Raw genomic sequence first — 16,242 nt, forward strand, 5'->3', positions numbered from 1 at the left:
TGGATAACGGTTATACAGTTCGTTGAAACGAAGTGCGTGAAGGGTTGAAGGGTGCAGGATTGTCGTGGATGGCGGGAGGCAGGAAAGGCAGTAACTGTCGAAGCGTTTCCTGTGCCGTGCGTCGGGCCACCTGATTGATTAGGGCTTCTCCGGCTTCTTCCGTAAAGCGGTAAGCGGCATAAGAGCCCATGGGGTACTGGTTGGTGGCGTAGTGAATGACCGTATTCAACATCGGTCCAATTGCTTTTGGCTCGTTGATTTTACCGTAAAAGCGGGCCAATTGCATCTGAACTGCCGGATCGATATGACTGTTGAGATGCGCCGCGGCGGGATAAAGTGTCTCTACCCCGGAAACGCCTTGCTCGGCCAGTCGGCTGGCGGTATGCAAGGCCTCCAGAATGGTGGTGGTGGTATTGGTGCTTTTAAGCAGCAAATGCAAAGAAGGCAGGGCATTCTCCCGCAGCGCCACAATGCGGTTGACCAAAGCTTCGTTAAATTGAGTCAGACCGTCCACCCCAACCTGGGTAGTCATACCCAACTGGGCTACCAAAGATGCCGGATCTGCTGGCCATGGCGATGGCATGGTGGGTGCGTACGGCTTTAAGGCCATAGCAGGGTAAGCTGGGAGCGGATTCATAGGCTCTCCTTAGTATTGATCACAGGAACCGGAATGATGCGCTTAGTATGGGCTTTATATTTTTAAAGCCCCTGAACCCTGAAAGTTGTTAGCGGGCGAGGTGCTTTCAATGGGCGGCTGGGTTTTTGTCTTGGGGGTATGAAAATCATCGATTCACTTTACATTTGCATTACAATAGTTCAAATTGCAAAATCATGCGCCCGCTTCCTCCCATAGGCGTGGTGAAAGCAATAACCAATCAAAATCAACAATAAAATAAAAAGGATTTGTGGCTCCCCTATGCGCTTCTCAATCCGCAGGCTTGTAATGGTAATCCTGATGGCACTGGCTGGTCTGTCCCTCTGGTACATTTTTAATACGCCGGGCAGTAAGCCGGTTGTTATTTCCGTTTATGAGCCGCCCATTATTTCCGCTGAAAAACGCATTCAGGATATCGGCAAGGCGGAAACCGACCAGAAAGTACCCGCGCACTTCCTGATTTATAACGTGGGCGGCAAGCCTTTACGCATTGCCGATGTACAGACTTCTTGCGGCTGTACGGTGGCCAGACTGTCTAAAACCGTTCTGGTTCCCGGTGATTTTGCCCGTATTGATGTGGAACTGGATACCAGCATTAAGCTGGGCAAGGTTCGTAAGCAAATTACCATTAAAAGCAACGATCCCAAACGCCCGGAACTGCCCCTGTTTTTGGTGGGCGAAGTGTTGCCTAAAAAAATGGTGGGTCACGCTCAAATGACACTGACCCCAAAGGATAAGCTGGTTTTGTTCAAGGGAGATTGCGCCACTTGCCATGTGCAGGCAGGCAAAGGCAAAACGGGGCAGGCCTTGTTTGTGGCAGATTGCGCCATGTGCCACGGCATCAATGGGCAGGGACACCTCAGCGCCGGGCCTTCCTTGCTGGGCCGTAACTATGACGATGAGGCCACCGTGCAACGGACCCGAAAAATCATTGCCGAAGGTTCTCCCAACTCTCCGCAAATGCCGCCTTTCTCTCAAAAACAGGGCGGTCCTTTAACCGATGATGAGATTGATTCACTGGTTACTTTTTTGAAAGTGCAAAACATGAAGCACCGCATGGGCTTGCTGAACCAACCGGCAGAAGCCGATGTGGAAGATGCGGCGGCCTTTGAGGAAGCGCTAAGGCAGCCCCATTAATTTGGACTGTCCATAATAAGCAGGCTTTAAGGGCGCTTTTGCTCGGCCCGGCGGCGTTCTTCTTCCAATGACTGAGCGGTACGCCCAATCAGCAAGGCCGCCTGGGCTTTCACCAGCCAGCTGTCGTCTCCCAAGGCGGTTACCGCTAACGGTAAGAACTGGTTGCTAAAGGTGGGGCCGTTGCCATGCTCCACCATTTCCAAAAAGGCGCTTAAAATGGTAAGCCGAATGTAAGGGGCCTGTTTGCCGGTATTGGTGCGGGCTTGCTCATACGCTGCCGTTAGTTTGGGCAATGCGGCGGCCCCCAGTCGGGCCATGGCTTCGGCCACCTGCTTGCGAACCCCCGGATCATCGTGTCCCAAAATGGCGCTTAAAGCATCCAAAGCGGCATAGGCCCGGACCGAGCCCAAGGCGTAGGCGGCATTGGCCACCACACTGCTTTCCCGGTCTTTTAACTGTTGAATCAGCAGTGGTACGGCCTGCTCAAGAGGAGAGGCCCCTGCTTGCAGGGCGGTGGGTTTGAGGCCGCCTGCGGGTTGGTTGAAAGCGAAAACCTGCTTCCCCTCAAACTCATAATCAAATCCGGCTCGGCGAATGGCCTCTTCCGCCTCTTCCACGGAAGGGAACAGGGCGGCTTCCGCCCCGGACGGGTTGGGAATCAGTACCCGGCCCTGAGGGGTGGCAATGGCCATAGAAGGCACGGCGAACCAAACTTGTACCTGCCCTTCGGTCGTGCGTTTTTTAATTTTTTTAATGGGAATAAAGCTGCTCATACTGCTATTATGCCAGCTTTTGGCAGGAATGGTTTAAGCATGCCCACAGACGCATGAACCCGGCAGCCTTTTTTCTTCTTACTGCGATACAGCTGAATGCTTTACAGGGCCAATACTGAGCGAAAGGCATGGGGCAGGTGCTGGCTAATGTGGGATGCCAGCATGGCATATTGAGTTTGAGTGTCGGCGGCGGCATCCCCTGCCAAACCATGGATGTAAACCCCCAGTGGCCCCGCTTGCCACACCGGCTTTTGCTGGGCTTGCATTTGGGCCGCAAAGGCGCCAATAATACCTGCTAACACATCCCCACTGCCAGCGGTGGCCATGCCCGCATTGCCGGTGGGCGAAATCCAGCAGGTGGGGCCATCGCTTGGTGATCCCAGTGTGGTTATCACTGTACTGGCCGCCTTTAGTACCACGTTGGCCCCGTACCGTTCTCGGGTGGCATGTGCCGCCTGCGGTAGATTGGCCATTATGGCGCCGGCGCCATCCATACCCAGCAAACGAGCACATTCCCCGGCATGGGGCGTTACTATAAATTGGGCCGACAAGGCCATGGGCGATTGGCCTAGTGCGAACAAGCCATCCGCATCCACCACCACCGGCACATTCAGGGATTTCAACCACCCCAACAGGCTTTGGATGACCTGAATGGTTTCCGGGGTTCGCCCTAAACCGGGGCCGATGACCACTGCTTTATATTTTTTGACTGAAAAATCATTTTGTAAAGCACCAAGCGTGTTGGGGCCTAACTGATGCTCATCGCTCAGGGGCAAGCGCATGATTTCCGGCAGAAGGGGCAATTGGTTAAACACCGTGGCCGGGGCGGCCAGCGTTACCAGTCCGGCCCCGCAGCGCATGGCGGCTTCCGCACATAAAATGGCCGCTCCCGGCATGGCCTGACTGCCCGCAATCACCAGCACATGCCCGTGGTGATACTTATGGCTATCTGGCGCTCGGGGGGGCAGCCATGAGCGGGCTGCGGCATGGCTGATGAGAGATAGCGGACTTTCATCCGCTTCAATTAGTTGGGCTGGAATGCCGATATCCACCACCGAAACGCTTCCGGCGCAGGCTTTACCCGGATACAAATACAGCCCCGGCTTGCCGGTGGCAAAGGTAACGGTATGGGTGGCCTGTATCGCCACCCCCATGGTCTGGCCCTGCTCGCTGTTGATTCCAGAAGGCAGATCAATGGCCATGACTGGACAATGGGTGGATTGGTGGCGCTGGTTGATGGCGTCAATCAACCGGGCCTCAATGCCTGTGATATTGCGGCTTAACCCACTGCCAAACAGGGCATCCACTATAAAATCGGCTTGCTGAATACGCATGATGGCCTGCTCCGGCTTTTCCGTGGCCGATACAATCTCCACCGGCACGCCCACCAACACTTTTTCCAGATTTTTGAGCGATTCTCCCCGGTACCCGGTGCCGGTATAAATCACGCTGAGAGAAGCATAGCCCGATTCATACAGTTTGCGGGCGCATACAAAGCCATCGCCGCCATTGTTGCCGGGTCCGCAAACCAATACCCCCCTTTGATGCGTTTGGGCAAGCGTCTGAACGGCCAAAGCAACCTGCGTGCCTGCGTTTTCCATCAGGGCTTCCGCGGAAATACCGGTTTGGAGCGTGGTTTTTCGATCAATGTCGCTGAGGTTGGCAATCAGTTTCATGGGTTCTGGAACCTGGGTTAAGGGTTGGGCGTCAATACTTTAAAAGCTATCATAAAGCCCCTGGGTTCGGGGAGGGCGTTCCAAACGCTTCTGTTTAAAATGCCGGTGTGGGAAACGGTATAATGACAAGGAGAGTTTCAATTCAGCAGAAAGAGAGCGTGATGATGGGTGTGGAGATGTTGTTGCCTGTGAAAAACCGGATTGCCATGCGGCGGCTCCGCTTGCCCGGCCTGCGGGTTGGTCTGAGTGTGTCCTTAGGACTGGTAGGCATTCTAGCGGGAACTGCCGGGTGGATGCACAGTCAATCGCAAGCCGACTGGACCCCCAAAACCGCCTACATCGATGCCGACCTGATTCGGGTGGGCATTAGCGATGACAGCATGACCACTCTGGAATACCCCCGCACTCAAATTTCCGCCACTGGCCCCTTTGTGATTCGGGATAAAAACACCGGATTGCCCGTTCTCAGTGGAAACGCAGGCGATATTGTGACCGTTACCGTGGATGGGAACGGCTTTTATCTTAAAAAGACCGGCTTGGTCTTCGCAACGGCCCCGCCTTCTCCGCTGCCCAATTTAAACATTCAAACGGTTCCGGCCCAAGGGCCAGCCGGTGCGGTCATGCCGGTTCCCGGTCCGCTGGTGGCCGCTCCGCTGAATGAAAATCACCGGCTTAAAATTACCAACATTACCCGCCGCAAGGAAATCCCGGAGTACCGGGGGGTGTTTGAAATTGTGCGTGCCGCTTCCTCACCAGCCAAGTTAACGGTGGTAGATGTGGTTTCTCTGGAAGATTATTTAAAAGCGGTGGTGCCGAATGAGCTGCCCATGCGCTACGGGCTGGAGGCGGTCAAAGCGCAAGCGGTCGCCGCTCGCAATTACGCCATTCGCCCTCGGGAAAAACCTTGGAAAACTTTTGATATTTGCGATTCCCAGTTGTGCCAGGTGTATCTGGGCTCTCAAACGGAAACCCCCGGCAGTAACAACGCCATTGCCGATACCGAAGGGCTGGTGGGCCTGTATAATGGCGATCCCATTCTGGCCCTGTTCAGCTCCTCGCATGGGGGCTATGCCGAAAATTATTCCTACGCCTTTTCCGATCCCTTAACCAAACAGTACCCGGCCCCGGCCATTGCCTATTTGCAAGGCGGCCCCGATGTCCCTTTGCCCGCCGGTCTGGATTTGAGAACGGAAACGGGCGCTCGCAAATTTTGGACCAGCCCCGATTTTCGCAGTTTTGATGTGGAATCTCCCTACTACCGCTGGGAAAAACGCTGGACCCGGTCTGAGCTGGAAGCCACCCTCAATCAGGGCCTGCTGGCCGTTTCCAAGGACAATTCCACCAAGGCGTTTATCAGCCCAGCTTTTAGGCCCGGTGACAGCATTGGCGTTTTTAAGGGCATTACCGTACTGGAACGGGGCGTCTCTGGCAAGGCCATGACCGTGGCCATTCAGGGCAGTCGAGGCAGCTGGACGGTGAAAAAAGAATTTCTGCTGCGAAAAGTATTCAGCAAGGGCGGTAAAATGCTGCCTAGCGGCAATGTGGTTTTCACCCCGCAAAAAGACCCCAAAGGGGCTACCATTGGCTTGATTGCCAACGGGGGCGGCTTTGGCCATGGCGTGGGGCTTAGCCAACTGGGGGCCAGTTGGATGCACAAGCACGGCTACCAGTTTCCTCAAATTGTGCAGCATTATTACCGGGGGGTCAGTCTGGGTTCCATTCCCATCGCCGTGGGGCCGGGCCGGGCTGAAAAGCCGGTGCTGACCCGCTTTGATGTGCATCACCCCAAAGGCATGCTGTGGATTCAACAAGGCGAGTCCGCCGCTGCCCAGTTACCGCTCAATCAGGCGAACATTGCCATTGAGCTGAACGGTAAACCTTTGAAACTCAACCCCAGTGGCTTTCGCTCTGGCATTGAGGTAAATGCCTACTTACGGCCCGGTCAACTGAACAGCTTGATGCTGTATCCCGACCCCGAAAACCCACAACGGTCCATTAAAGCCTGGATTGAGCTATATCCCGCCCAACCGGTGGCGCAGGTGGCCAAGCGGTAACCCGCCTTAACCATAATCAATGCCAAGCCGTGATTCATTAATCTTGATTAATTTAATAATGATTCACAGCGGGAATGGCATCCTGATCATCCCAGCCGGAGGGTCGAACGCTGCCCTCTGTTCCAGGTAAAGGTTCTGCGCCTGCCGGAAATTGAACCATGGGCTGTGCGGCTGATTGACTAGTGCTAAATTGAGGCGCCAACCGCATCATATCGCTGCCGGAAACGGGTTGTTCGGCAGGGGCGCCCATGACAATGTTGGTCAGTTTTAATCGGTTCAGGTTCACCATGCCGGTGGTGGTTTTCAGCTCCAGCTTAAAGCGATCCAGATACACGATTTCACCGAAATAGCGTTTATTTCCCAGTGTTTCCACCACGTCGTGCCGGTTGCTCAGTTGAATGCGGGCAATGTGCAGTTTGCTGCCAAACAGTCCGGCTTCCTTAAATTCAATAATATCCCCGGTGAGTCTATCCAGTTTGCCCCGCACTACTTTTCCGTTTTCAAAGTGCATCAGGTCGGCCCAGCAGGGGGTGGGCAATATGGCCAGCAAGGCTAATATGCAAAGCGTCTGCCATGCGTGGGCTATTTTATGGTTCCTGTTGGGCATGTCTCCACGGCTCCTGTTGAATGCTTTTTTGGGGGGCTTTGCCTTCAGCATAGCCAACCTTGCGGGCTTAGCGCATCGGTTGGGTGTATGACTTGGCAGGGATTGCGATCATGCCGGGTGAGGACTGCCCCTTGGCGCACAAACCCTCTTCAGTCGAGCAGCGCTGCTTTTTTTTAAAAACAGCAAAGCGCAATCACGCCAAAAAGCCCCGATGGCATCGAGGCTTTTGGATGGTTTTAAATCAGGGGCAGATTATTTTTTCTTTTTAGGGGCAGGCTTGGTCTTGGGGGGCTGCCGGTCGCTGGGTTTTTTAGGCGATCCTTTGGCGGGGCTGCCAGCGCCTTTTTTGGCGGGACTTTTCAACGGTACTGTGGCAGGGGCTTTGGCCACTTTCGCCGAAGGGGCCGCTTTTTTGGTCGCAGGTTTTGCCGCCGCTTTTGCCACTGGCTTGGTCGCTGCTTTGGTTGTGGCCGCTTTTGCTACTGGCTTAGTTGCTACTTTGGTTGTGGCCGCTTTTGCTACTGGCTTGGTTGTTACTTTGGTTGTGGCCACTTTCGCCACTGGCTTGGTGTCCACGGCTGGGCTGGTGCTAGCGGATTTGGAACTGCCGGTTTTACCGCCGCCGCCCAAGCTGGCCTCTTCATTCAGCAAATACTGAATAATGGTTTTCACCGAAACCCCCGTGGCTTTTTCATCCGGGGTCATATCGGCCCCGGCGATATCCAGATGCGCCATTGGAATGTCATCGGGTGCGCCACTCATGACAAAGGCGGCAGCGCTTTGGGCGCCCCGGTTTTTGCGCTGAGAGGTGTTGATAATATCGGCTCCGTCCAGCTTGCTTTTAATATTGTCGTAATCATCTTCGGTCACATCCAGGGTTTGCAGTTGTTCCCCCTGAGAGCGCCCCGCAGTGGCGATGCGATCCCGCAAGGCTTCATTGCTGCCCATTAAGGCAATGTAAGAGCCCACGGCCACTGAAGCCGCCCCGGTGAGGGTGGCAATGGTGATGATTTCGGCGGGCTTGGTTTCCGCCGCTTTGGCCACGGCGTCAATCAGGGTTAACCGTCCTTCGGCATCGGTGTGGCGAATTTCCACTTTTTTGCCGCAGGTGGTATCCACAATGGAATCCGGGATCATGGCGTCGCTATCAATTTTGTTGGGGGTGGCCGCCAGGTAGGCGGTAATTTCCAAATGCTGGGGCTGTAATTCGGCAATGGCCTGCATGGTGGCCAAAGCAACCGCCCCGCCGGTCATATCGCCCTTCATGGTCACCATGTAATCGCCGGGTTTTACCTGATAACCGCCGGTGTCAAAAATAACGCTTTTGCCCACAATGGCAATTTTCTTTTTGGCCTTGCCGGATTTTGGGGCGTAGTGCAAGGTAATGAACTTGGGAGGATCGCTGGCCAAAGAGCCTTTTGCCACTGTGAAGAAGCAGGGCATGTTTTTTTCAATCCAGGCGCTGTTGCTTTGCACGTTTACTTTAATGGCGCTGCTTTTGCCAATGGTTTTGGCGTGATTCACCAAAGTGTCGGTATTTTTCAGGTTGGAAGGATGATTGACCAAATCCTTCACCAAACTGCGGGCATGCGCCAATGCCTGAGCCTGTTTGAGTGTGTTTTCCAGTTTTTGTTCGCTCAACAGGGTCACTTGCTGCAAGCCGGGGTTGGGTTCTTTGGATTCCATGGATTTGTAAGTGGCCTGAAAAACAGCGTCCACCGCCAGCGATACGGCCGCTTCAGCGCTCAGGTTTTCGGTGGTTTGGGGCAATAAAATGGCCGCGGATTTAAAATCCTTCAATCCCAGTAGGCCTGAGAGGGCTTTCAGGGCGTTGGTTTCCCAGTGACGAGCCTGCAGCTGGTCCGCTTCGCCCAGCCCTAAGATAACCAAGCGGCGGGCACCCAGTTTGTTGGCGGATGATTGGCGAATGGTCAGCGTTTTACCTTTGCTGCCATCAAATTTTTCTTCAACGGCAATGGCCTCAATTTCATCTTTTAAGGCTTTATCCAGCGTGATGGGCCAAATAATGGTGGTGGTCGGATCCACGTCTTTTTTGTCTTTGGCCTTGCTGTCGGTTTTGGGTGCGGGCTTTTTAAAAACGGGAATAATCACCCCATCGGCCTTGATGGCGGTGGCTTTTTCGGTGGAAAAAACAAAGCGGGTTTTCGCTGACCCCATGAAAAACTCTCCTAACTCTTCTCTGTGTTGATGAATATGATTGACTAAACTGTAAATGCTGGGCTTGGGGTAGGCTTTTGGCGCTTCTCCAGAACTAAAACAAAGGCCAAAACAGGTGCCGGTATTGGAAGTAAACCCTACCTCTCCTCCCTCATTGTACCGGATTTAAGCCCACTTGGGCGCACGGACTTCTTTTTGCTCTATGGGGCCGAGGGGAGCTGAAGGGCGTTTTCCAGCGTTTGCCGCAAGGCGGGGGTGAAGTGGGCGGGCACATTCATTTCGCTCCACAGCTCAAAGGCGCAAATTCCCTGATAAATCAGCATATCCAAACCATTGGCCGTGATTAGCCCTTGAGCTTTGGCCAGACTCAGCAAGCGGGTTTCTATGGGGCGATAGATGAGATCATACACCCAGGCTTGAAGGGGCAGGGCTTCCAGCTGATGAGCGGGGATAGGGCTTTGGGCCTCTTGTGGATACATGCCCACCGGGGTGGTGTTGATTAGCCCCTGAAAAGCGGACAGGCAGGGTAAAGTGTCCAGCGATACTAAATTAAGTTGGGTGGGGCTTTGGTAGGTTTGCTTCACCATTTCACCATCACTGGTAATGGAAATGGCTTTTAATGGGTCGCGCACCGCAAAAGTAATGGATGCGGTTTTGGCCTGAATCAGCCCGGTCATCACCGCTCGGGCCGATCCGCCCGCCCCCAGCACCAGCAAATCGCTTTGAGGCAAGTCGTGCAGCACGCCTGCGGGCAGGCTTCGCATAAAGCCGGTAATATCGGTGTTGTAGCTCTTCAGGGTGTAGAGATCGGGATTTTTTGCATCAGGATTTTTTTCCGAGCGACTGAACACGATGGTATTTACCGCCCCGGCCAGTGCCGCTTCTGGGCTGAGCCAGTCCATGGCTTTCATCACCGCCACTTTGTGCGGAATGGTCACGTTCAGCCCCCGCACTTGCTGGTGGGCGAGTGTGGGCAGCAATGCGTCCAAATCGGCGGGGGGGCAGTCGTACTTGCGATATTCACCGGCCAACCCTAGCAATTGCAACAGGTTGGCATGCAGCAGCGGAGACAGGCTATGGGTGAGCGGATGGCCAATAATGCCCAGCTTTAAAAAATCCATAAACAGCGCTTAACTTAAACGGTGGCGGGGGCTTTGCCGGAAATAACCTGCAGGGCCTGGGCCAAATCGGCTTTTAAATCGGCCACGTCCTCAATGCCCACAGACAGGCGAATCAGGTTATCGGTAATGCCAATTTCCTGCCGCACCTTGGGATCAACCGATAAGTGGGTCATCAACGCAGGATGCTCAATCAGCGATTCCACACCGCCCAAACTTTCAGCCAGCGTAAATACCTTAACGCTTTTCAGCAGTTGGCGGGCTTCTTTTTCGCCGCCTTTAACCCGTACGGAAATCATGCCGCCACCCGCTTTCATCTGCTTTTTGGCCAGTTCATGCTGGGGGTGAGAGGGCAAGCCGGGGTAAAAAACGGTTTCAATGGCTTCATGATTTTCCAGATACTGAGCCAGCTCCAAAGCGCTGGCGCAATGGGCATCCATGCGCAGGCCCAGAGTTTTCAGTCCCCGCAAGGTGAGCCATGAGTTGAAGGGATCGGGGTTGGCCCCAATGGTATTGCGGTGGAAACGAATGGCGTCATTCAGGCTGTCGTCTTTTAGCACCAGCGCGCCGCCAATCACATCGCTGTGTCCGCCAATGTACTTGGTGGTGCTGTGCAACACGATATCCACACCCATTTCAATGGGGCGTTGCAGGTAGGGGCTGGCAAAGGTGTTATCCACGCAGGTTAAAATATTGCGCTTTTTGGCAATGTGGTTAATGGCGGCAATGTCCACCAGCTTCAGCAGAGGGTTGGTGGGCGATTCCATGTACACCATTTTGGTGTTGGGCTTGATGGCCTTTTCCACATTTTGGGGATCGGTCATGTCAATAAATTCGATTTCAACGCCGTATTTGGCCAGCACCTTGGTGGTGTAGCGGAAGGTCCCGCCATAAACGTCATCGCCAATTAATAAATGATCGCCGGGTACAAACAGGGCGTTGCACATGGTAACCAGTGCGCCCACGCCGCTGGAAAAGCAATAGCCATGCTTACCGCCTTCTAAATCCGCCAGCACACCGGCCAGTGTATCCACGGTGGGGTTGCCGCAGCGGGAATAATCCCAGCCCTTATGCACACCGGCATCTTCCTGGGCAAAGGTGGAGGTTTGATAAATGGGGTTAATCACCGCCCCGGTCACCGGATCGGGGTGTTGATGGCTGTGAATGGCAATGGTTTTGAATTGCATGGCAAAGGCTTCCTTTCATCAGGTAGTGGCAAATACGATTAGCAATACCATACTCGAAACACGCCAAAACAAAATGAATTTTATGCCCTTTAAAAGCCCTTAAAGGCCACGATTTAGCGGATCCGAATTCGGTTGAGTTCCGGCCAGAAGGCATCGCCAAATTCAGAATGGGTTAAGGTTTGCTCTACGGTTTGGGTGCGGTAAGGGTTTACCAATGAAATTTTAGAGGCGTCATCCGGGTTCCGGCGTACGGAGAAATAGTGTGAGCCCGTTTTAACAGGCTGCCCGGCACGATTTTTTACCCGACGGGTGGTGGTCCAGATATCCGCAAAATCGCCAGCGGCGTGTTGCTGTTGCAGCGAGTCTTTCAAGGTTGTTGCTGCAACATTGGACTCTCTTAAGCGCTCGGAGCCAAAGATTCGAGCCAGCGCATCGTGGGTGTTGTCATATTCCAGCGGGGTTTTGGCCCCTGGCAGTTTCAAGTAAGCTTGCTCCAGTAAAGCCACACCCGGTGTGCTGGATTGGGTGTATTTCCCCAATTCATGGTTCCGCACCTTAATTTCGTGCGGTTGGCTGGGGAATTTAACGCTATAACCCGTTGGGCTTTGTTTGATTTTAATTAAATCCAGTATTTTTTCACCTTGTGGGTGATGAAAAATATTGTCCAGCGCGGAAAGCAGGTAACAGGTGTTGGCATTTCCCTGCTGAAATTGAATGGATTTTAAATCAGTGCCAAACATCTGGCTGGTTTTTAAAACGCCAGCAACCGCAGCTTGATTTACGCCACCAGAAAGCGTTTCTGGTTTTGAGCGTTGAAAGGGCTTATGGGTCCAAGGGGTTTTTTTGAACAGGGACTTTTTGCTAATTTCTTCAGCGTAAGACCGTATAGAGCGTCTCTTGGCTTCCGCGAGGTCTGCGTGAAAACGGACTTCTTCTTTATAAGTGACTTTGGAGCGCCGAATGGCTTCCGCCAGATCCGGGTCAAGTTTAGAGCGCCGGATGGCCTCAGCGGTATCCGCGTTAAAGCGAGCTTCTTCTTTGTAGGTGATTTTGGAGCGCCGAATGGCTTCCGTCAGATCCGGGTCTAGCTTAGAACGCCGGATGGCCTCAGCGGTATCGGCGTTAAAGCGCACTTCCTCAGCGAAGGATAGTTTGGAGCGCCGAATACCTTCCGCCAGGTACGGATCAAAGCCGAAGGGTTGCAAGGGTTGGGGTAGTCTTTGGCTAAAGGTATCGGGTTGGATGGGTTGCCTGAGCGCCATAGCTGGAGGGGTATTATGCCTTTGGAACGACTGAAACCGCTGGTGAGGTGCGTAGGGAGCCGTTGAGAACAATGGCGATCCATTGGGCGTATGGCTGGCCATGGGTGCATTCACCCTGAACGCTCCTGGTTTGATCATGGAATGAGCAAGGCGAGTCGGCTTGGGTAAAAAATGTCTCAGTACTGGCAGCATGGAATGGGAACTCCAAAAAAGGTGTTAAAAATTTAAAGTCATCAACGGGTGTATAGGCTGATATAAAAACCAAACGCCGTATTTAGGTGTGTAAAGCGGCGACAATTGCCACTAGGCCGGGTCAATCAGTCCTTGTTCCTGCATCCATTCATCATTATAAAGTTTGGAAATGTAGTTACGGCCATTGTCGTGCAACATTAACACAATGGTTTTGCCTTTAAAATCGCCACTTTGTAGTAATTTGCGAGTGGCGGCCAAAACGGTTCCACACGATCCGCCTACCAACATCCCCTCTTCACGGGTAATGCGGCGGGCTTCGGCAAAGGAATCCCGATCGTTGATGGCAAACATTTGATCCACCAGTTTCACGTCAAATACTTGTGGCCAAAAATCATAGCCAATGCCTTCCACTAAATACTGTCCGGGCTGGCCACCGGAGAAGATAGAACCCACCGGATCGGCGCCCACAATCTTCAGATTGGGGTTTTGCTCTTTTAAATAGCGGGAAGTGCCGGTAATGGTGCCGCCGGTTCCCATGCCGCACACAAAGTAATCAAACTTTCCGCCGGTTTGCTCCCAAATTTCCGGGCCGGTGGTCAGGTAATGCGCTTCGGGGTTGCCGGGGTTTTCATACTGGTTCAGCATGTGGGTATTGGGGCGCTCACGGGCAATGCGCTTGGCAATTTCAATGTAGTTATCTGGGTGATCGTGGGCCAGCTCGGTGGGGGCCAAAATCAACTCTGCGCCAAAGGCCCGAATCAGGCGGCGCTTCTCTTCACTCATTTTAAGGGGCATGGTAATCACCAGCTTGTAGCCTTTGGCGGCGCAAACCATGGCCAGCCCTAGGCCGGTGTTGCCGCTGGTGGGTTCTACCAGGGTATCGCCAGGTTTAATACGCCCTTCCTGCTCGGCGCGTTCAATCATGCGCAGGGCAATGCGGTCTTTCATGGAGCCGTTGGGGTTTACAAATTCTACTTTGGCCAGCACCGTGGTTTCCGGGAACTCACTAAACACCCGGTTCAGCCGCACCATGGGGGTATGGCCAATGGCATCGGTAATGGAGTCGCAAATGCCTTGGTAGTGGGTAGGAACGTGTTTGTGTTGCTCAGTGCTGGTGGGCGTGGACATAAAAAACCTTTATTTCGTGCTTGGGACTAAATGGGACTCAAAAAAGGTGAACCGGAAAAATTGAGGAGGGAAAATTGATTGATTGCGGGTTGAACTATTTTACCAAAAACAAAGGTTGGTTCCGGGTTGCCCCGTAATTCAACGGCTGGGGATTGTAAAACGCTTATGCATCTTGGCAAAAACATTGATTTTGGGCGATTTTGGGGCAGGATGTGGCCTGAAATTTGGCCCACGGGTTTTTAAAACAGTCTCGGCTGTAAACATACGATTTGGCGAATTCGGCCAAATCCGCCGGGGTGGATTCCTGCTCAGCCGCCAGGCAATCAAGGCAAAACAGCTCTTCTTCGTAGCTCAGGGCCAAATTCATCAGCTGAACCCGCTCGCAAACGGAAGCGTCGCAGCGATCGCAGTGGTAATCAAAAAAAGAGATATCTGGCAGGGACATGCGCTTTATCATATCAAATCCCCGCCAAACTCAAATTTATAGCTTCCCGGTTTTAAGCTTTTTTTGGGTGAACGCTCACCTGAGCGGTTCAACAAAAACGCTCGTACGCTGGAAAGCACCATGCTTTCGGCATAGAATACAGTGGTCTGATTGACTTCAGATTCTATATTTTCCATTACCCTTTCTCGATTCCCCAAAGGAGTGCCGACCCCATGAAGCCTGAGTTGCAAGCCGTATTTGCCGGAAAAAAAGTGGCCTTTATCAGCGTGTTTGATAAGCAAGGGCTGGAGCCGTTGGCCCGGGCGCTGAGCGAGCAGTATGGCTACGTGATTTTATCCACCGGCGGCACTAAAAAGTTTTTAGATGACCGCAAGATTGCGGCCATTGAAAGCTCTGAAATCACCGGGTTTGGCGAATTGCTGGGGGGCCGGGTAAAAAGTTTGCACCCCGAAATTTTCGCGGGCATTCTGGCCGAGGCCAAGGATCGGGAAGACAAGGATACCGTGCCTTTTTCTGTGGATGTGGTAGTGGTCAACCTCTATCCCTTCGAGGCGGAGCGGGATCGCTTGGCCAAGGAAGAGGACACTCCCGATCCGTTGCACATGCTGCACTTTATTGATATTGGCGGCTCTTCCCTGATTCGGGCGGCGGCTAAAAATTATCCGCTGGTGAATATTCTGGGCAATGCGTCGCAATATGAGGCCTTTTTGCAACAAATGGAAAAAGGCAACGGGGCCACCTCGCTGAACTTCCGCAAAAAGCTGGCGGTAGAAGCCTTTGCCCAATCCGCCTATTACGACGGCCTGATTAATCGCTACCTGATGGGGCAGCTCAAAAAACAGGGTGAGCTGTCCGCCATGCCAGATATGGTGACTTTGCCGCTTTCCAAGATTACAGATTTGCGCTACGGGGAAAACCCGCACCAACAAGCGGCCTTGTACGGGCTTGCCAAGCGAGCGGTTGATTTTGAGTATCTGCACGGCAAGGAATTGTCGTTTAACAACATTCTGGATATGCAGGCGGCCTGGAATATCGCCACCGAGTTTACCGAAAACGCGGCCTGCGTGATTGTGAAACATAACAACCCCTGCGGTGTGGCCACTTCCACCCGATCGGTTCAGGATGCCTTTAGTCGGGCGCTGGATACCGACCCGCTAAGCGCCTTTGGGGGTGTGGTGGCCTTTAACCAGCCAGTAACCGAAGATGCGGCCAAGCACATGAAGGATATTTTTCTGGAAGTGATTATCGCCCCGGATTTTGAGCCCGCCGCCTTTGATGTGTTGTCGGCTAAGAAAAACCTGCGTTTGGTGAAGCGGGAATTGCCCGGATTGAAACCGGGTCAGATAGATTACAAGCAGGTTTCCAACGATTTGTTTTTGCTGCAATCGGTGGATGAGAAAAAGGCCAATCAGGCCGACTCTGTATTCAAAATCGCCACTAAAAAGAAGCCTACTGATGCCCAGTTGGAAGATATGGTGTTTGCCTGGAAGATTGTAAAGCACGTTAAATCCAACGCCATTGTACTGGCCAAGGGCGGTAAAACCGTTGGCATTGGCGGCGGGCAAACTTCTCGCATTGGGGCCTTGGAAAGCGCCTTGAAACTGGCCTGCGATCAGGCCAAGGATGCCGTGTTGGCCTCCGATGGCTTCCTGCCTCATGAAGATAATATTTACGCTGCGGCGCAAGCCAGAGTGGGCGCCATTATTCAGCCCGGTGGCAGCGTGAAAGACCCGGATGTGATCAAGCTGGCCAACCAGTTCAACATGACCATGATTACCACCGGCATTCGCGAATTCCGCCATTAACCACTGGCCTAACACGCCGTTTAAG

13 protein-coding genes are annotated in these 16,242 nt (G+C 53.2%); 3 read left to right on the forward strand and 10 right to left on the reverse strand.

What is annotated here, in order from left to right:
- Nucleotides 1-10: 10 nt before the first annotated feature.
- On the reverse strand, nt 11-637 hold the full coding sequence (locus ACEW81_RS08800) for a hypothetical protein (protein ID WP_373532609.1): 627 nt from the start codon (nt 635-637) through the stop codon (nt 11-13).
- A gap of 318 nt (nt 638-955) precedes the next feature.
- Between ACEW81_RS08800 and ACEW81_RS08805 the strand changes: the two genes are divergently transcribed.
- Entirely contained in the window at nt 956-1,792 is an 837-nt protein-coding gene (locus tag ACEW81_RS08805; protein ID WP_373532610.1) for a DUF1573 domain-containing protein, read from the forward strand.
- A gap of 26 nt (nt 1,793-1,818) precedes the next feature.
- On the opposite strand, the gene ACEW81_RS08810 is transcribed toward ACEW81_RS08805, so the two are convergent.
- Both ACEW81_RS08810 and ACEW81_RS08815 read right to left on the reverse strand, forming a co-directional pair.
- A complete protein-coding gene (locus tag ACEW81_RS08810; protein WP_373532611.1) occupies nt 1,819-2,565 on the reverse strand; it encodes a HEAT repeat domain-containing protein in 747 nt (248 codons plus the stop codon).
- A gap of 101 nt (nt 2,566-2,666) precedes the next feature.
- Entirely contained in the window at nt 2,667-4,241 is a 1,575-nt protein-coding gene (locus tag ACEW81_RS08815) for an NAD(P)H-hydrate dehydratase (protein WP_373532612.1), read from the reverse strand.
- Nucleotides 4,242-4,402: 161 nt separating this feature from the next.
- Here ACEW81_RS08815 and ACEW81_RS08820 point away from each other — a divergent pair, with 161 nt between their 5' ends.
- The gene (locus ACEW81_RS08820; RefSeq protein WP_373532613.1) at nt 4,403-6,295 is read left to right on the forward strand and encodes a SpoIID/LytB domain-containing protein; all 1,893 of its coding nucleotides are present in this window, start codon (nt 4,403-4,405) and stop codon (nt 6,293-6,295) included.
- Nucleotides 6,296-6,347: 52 nt separating this feature from the next.
- Here the strand turns inward: ACEW81_RS08820 and ACEW81_RS08825 are convergent, their stop codons facing one another.
- The 7 genes from ACEW81_RS08825 to ACEW81_RS08855 form a co-directional block, all read right to left on the reverse strand.
- Entirely contained in the window at nt 6,348-6,902 is a 555-nt protein-coding gene (locus ACEW81_RS08825) for a hypothetical protein (protein ID WP_373532614.1), read from the reverse strand.
- Between the two features lie 252 nt (nt 6,903-7,154).
- Nucleotides 7,155-9,080, reverse strand: a complete 1,926-nt coding sequence (locus ACEW81_RS08830; RefSeq protein WP_373532615.1) for a leucyl aminopeptidase family protein — start codon at nt 9,078-9,080, stop codon at nt 7,155-7,157.
- Between the two features lie 200 nt (nt 9,081-9,280).
- Nucleotides 9,281-10,201: a shikimate dehydrogenase family protein gene (locus ACEW81_RS08835; protein WP_373532616.1), complete on the reverse strand. Its 921-nt coding sequence runs from the start codon at nt 10,199-10,201 to the stop codon at nt 9,281-9,283.
- A 14-nt stretch (nt 10,202-10,215) separates the two neighbouring features.
- Nucleotides 10,216-11,385 carry a cystathionine gamma-synthase gene (locus ACEW81_RS08840; protein WP_373532617.1) on the reverse strand — a complete coding sequence of 390 codons (1,170 nt, stop codon included), beginning with the start codon at nt 11,383-11,385 and terminating at the stop codon, nt 10,216-10,218.
- Between the two features lie 113 nt (nt 11,386-11,498).
- A complete protein-coding gene (locus ACEW81_RS08845) occupies nt 11,499-12,761 on the reverse strand; it encodes a hypothetical protein (protein WP_373532618.1) in 1,263 nt (420 codons plus the stop codon).
- Between the two features lie 189 nt (nt 12,762-12,950).
- The gene (locus ACEW81_RS08850; RefSeq protein ID WP_373532619.1) at nt 12,951-13,967 is read right to left on the reverse strand and encodes a PLP-dependent cysteine synthase family protein; all 1,017 of its coding nucleotides are present in this window, start codon (nt 13,965-13,967) and stop codon (nt 12,951-12,953) included.
- Between the two features lie 163 nt (nt 13,968-14,130).
- Nucleotides 14,131-14,412, reverse strand: a complete 282-nt coding sequence (locus ACEW81_RS08855) for a hypothetical protein (RefSeq protein ID WP_373532620.1) — start codon at nt 14,410-14,412, stop codon at nt 14,131-14,133.
- 212 nt (nt 14,413-14,624) lie between these two features.
- On the opposite strand from ACEW81_RS08855, the gene purH reads away from it, so the two are divergent.
- Complete coding sequence (gene purH / locus ACEW81_RS08860; RefSeq protein ID WP_373532621.1) at nt 14,625-16,217, forward strand: bifunctional phosphoribosylaminoimidazolecarboxamide formyltransferase/IMP cyclohydrolase; 1,593 nt, start codon at nt 14,625-14,627, stop codon at nt 16,215-16,217.
- Nucleotides 16,218-16,242 lie beyond the last annotated feature (25 nt).

Origin of the sequence: Vampirovibrio sp. (genome assembly GCF_041737375.1) — a bacterium.
GTDB lineage: Bacteria > Cyanobacteriota > Vampirovibrionia > Vampirovibrionales > Vampirovibrionaceae > Vampirovibrio.

Bases quoted from the DNA above. Each gene is read 5' to 3' on its own strand.
- ACEW81_RS08800 (WP_373532609.1), bottom strand. From the start codon at position 637: ATGAATCCGCTCCCAGCTTACCCTGCTATGGCCTTAAAGCCGTACGCA.
- ACEW81_RS08805 (WP_373532610.1), top strand. From the start codon at position 956: ATGGCACTGGCTGGTCTGTCCCTCTGGTACATTTTTAATACGCCGGGC.
- ACEW81_RS08810 (WP_373532611.1), bottom strand. From the start codon at position 2,565: ATGAGCAGCTTTATTCCCATTAAAAAAATTAAAAAACGCACGACCGAA.
- ACEW81_RS08815 (WP_373532612.1), bottom strand. From the start codon at position 4,241: ATGAAACTGATTGCCAACCTCAGCGACATTGATCGAAAAACCACGCTC.
- ACEW81_RS08820 (WP_373532613.1), top strand. From the start codon at position 4,403: ATGATGGGTGTGGAGATGTTGTTGCCTGTGAAAAACCGGATTGCCATG.
- ACEW81_RS08825 (WP_373532614.1), bottom strand. From the start codon at position 6,902: ATGCCCAACAGGAACCATAAAATAGCCCACGCATGGCAGACGCTTTGC.
- ACEW81_RS08830 (WP_373532615.1), bottom strand. From the start codon at position 9,080: ATGGGGTCAGCGAAAACCCGCTTTGTTTTTTCCACCGAAAAAGCCACC.
- ACEW81_RS08835 (WP_373532616.1), bottom strand. From the start codon at position 10,201: ATGGATTTTTTAAAGCTGGGCATTATTGGCCATCCGCTCACCCATAGC.
- ACEW81_RS08840 (WP_373532617.1), bottom strand. From the start codon at position 11,385: ATGCAATTCAAAACCATTGCCATTCACAGCCATCAACACCCCGATCCG.
- ACEW81_RS08850 (WP_373532619.1), bottom strand. From the start codon at position 13,967: ATGTCCACGCCCACCAGCACTGAGCAACACAAACACGTTCCTACCCAC.
- ACEW81_RS08855 (WP_373532620.1), bottom strand. From the start codon at position 14,412: ATGTCCCTGCCAGATATCTCTTTTTTTGATTACCACTGCGATCGCTGC.
- purH (WP_373532621.1), top strand. From the start codon at position 14,625: ATGAAGCCTGAGTTGCAAGCCGTATTTGCCGGAAAAAAAGTGGCCTTT.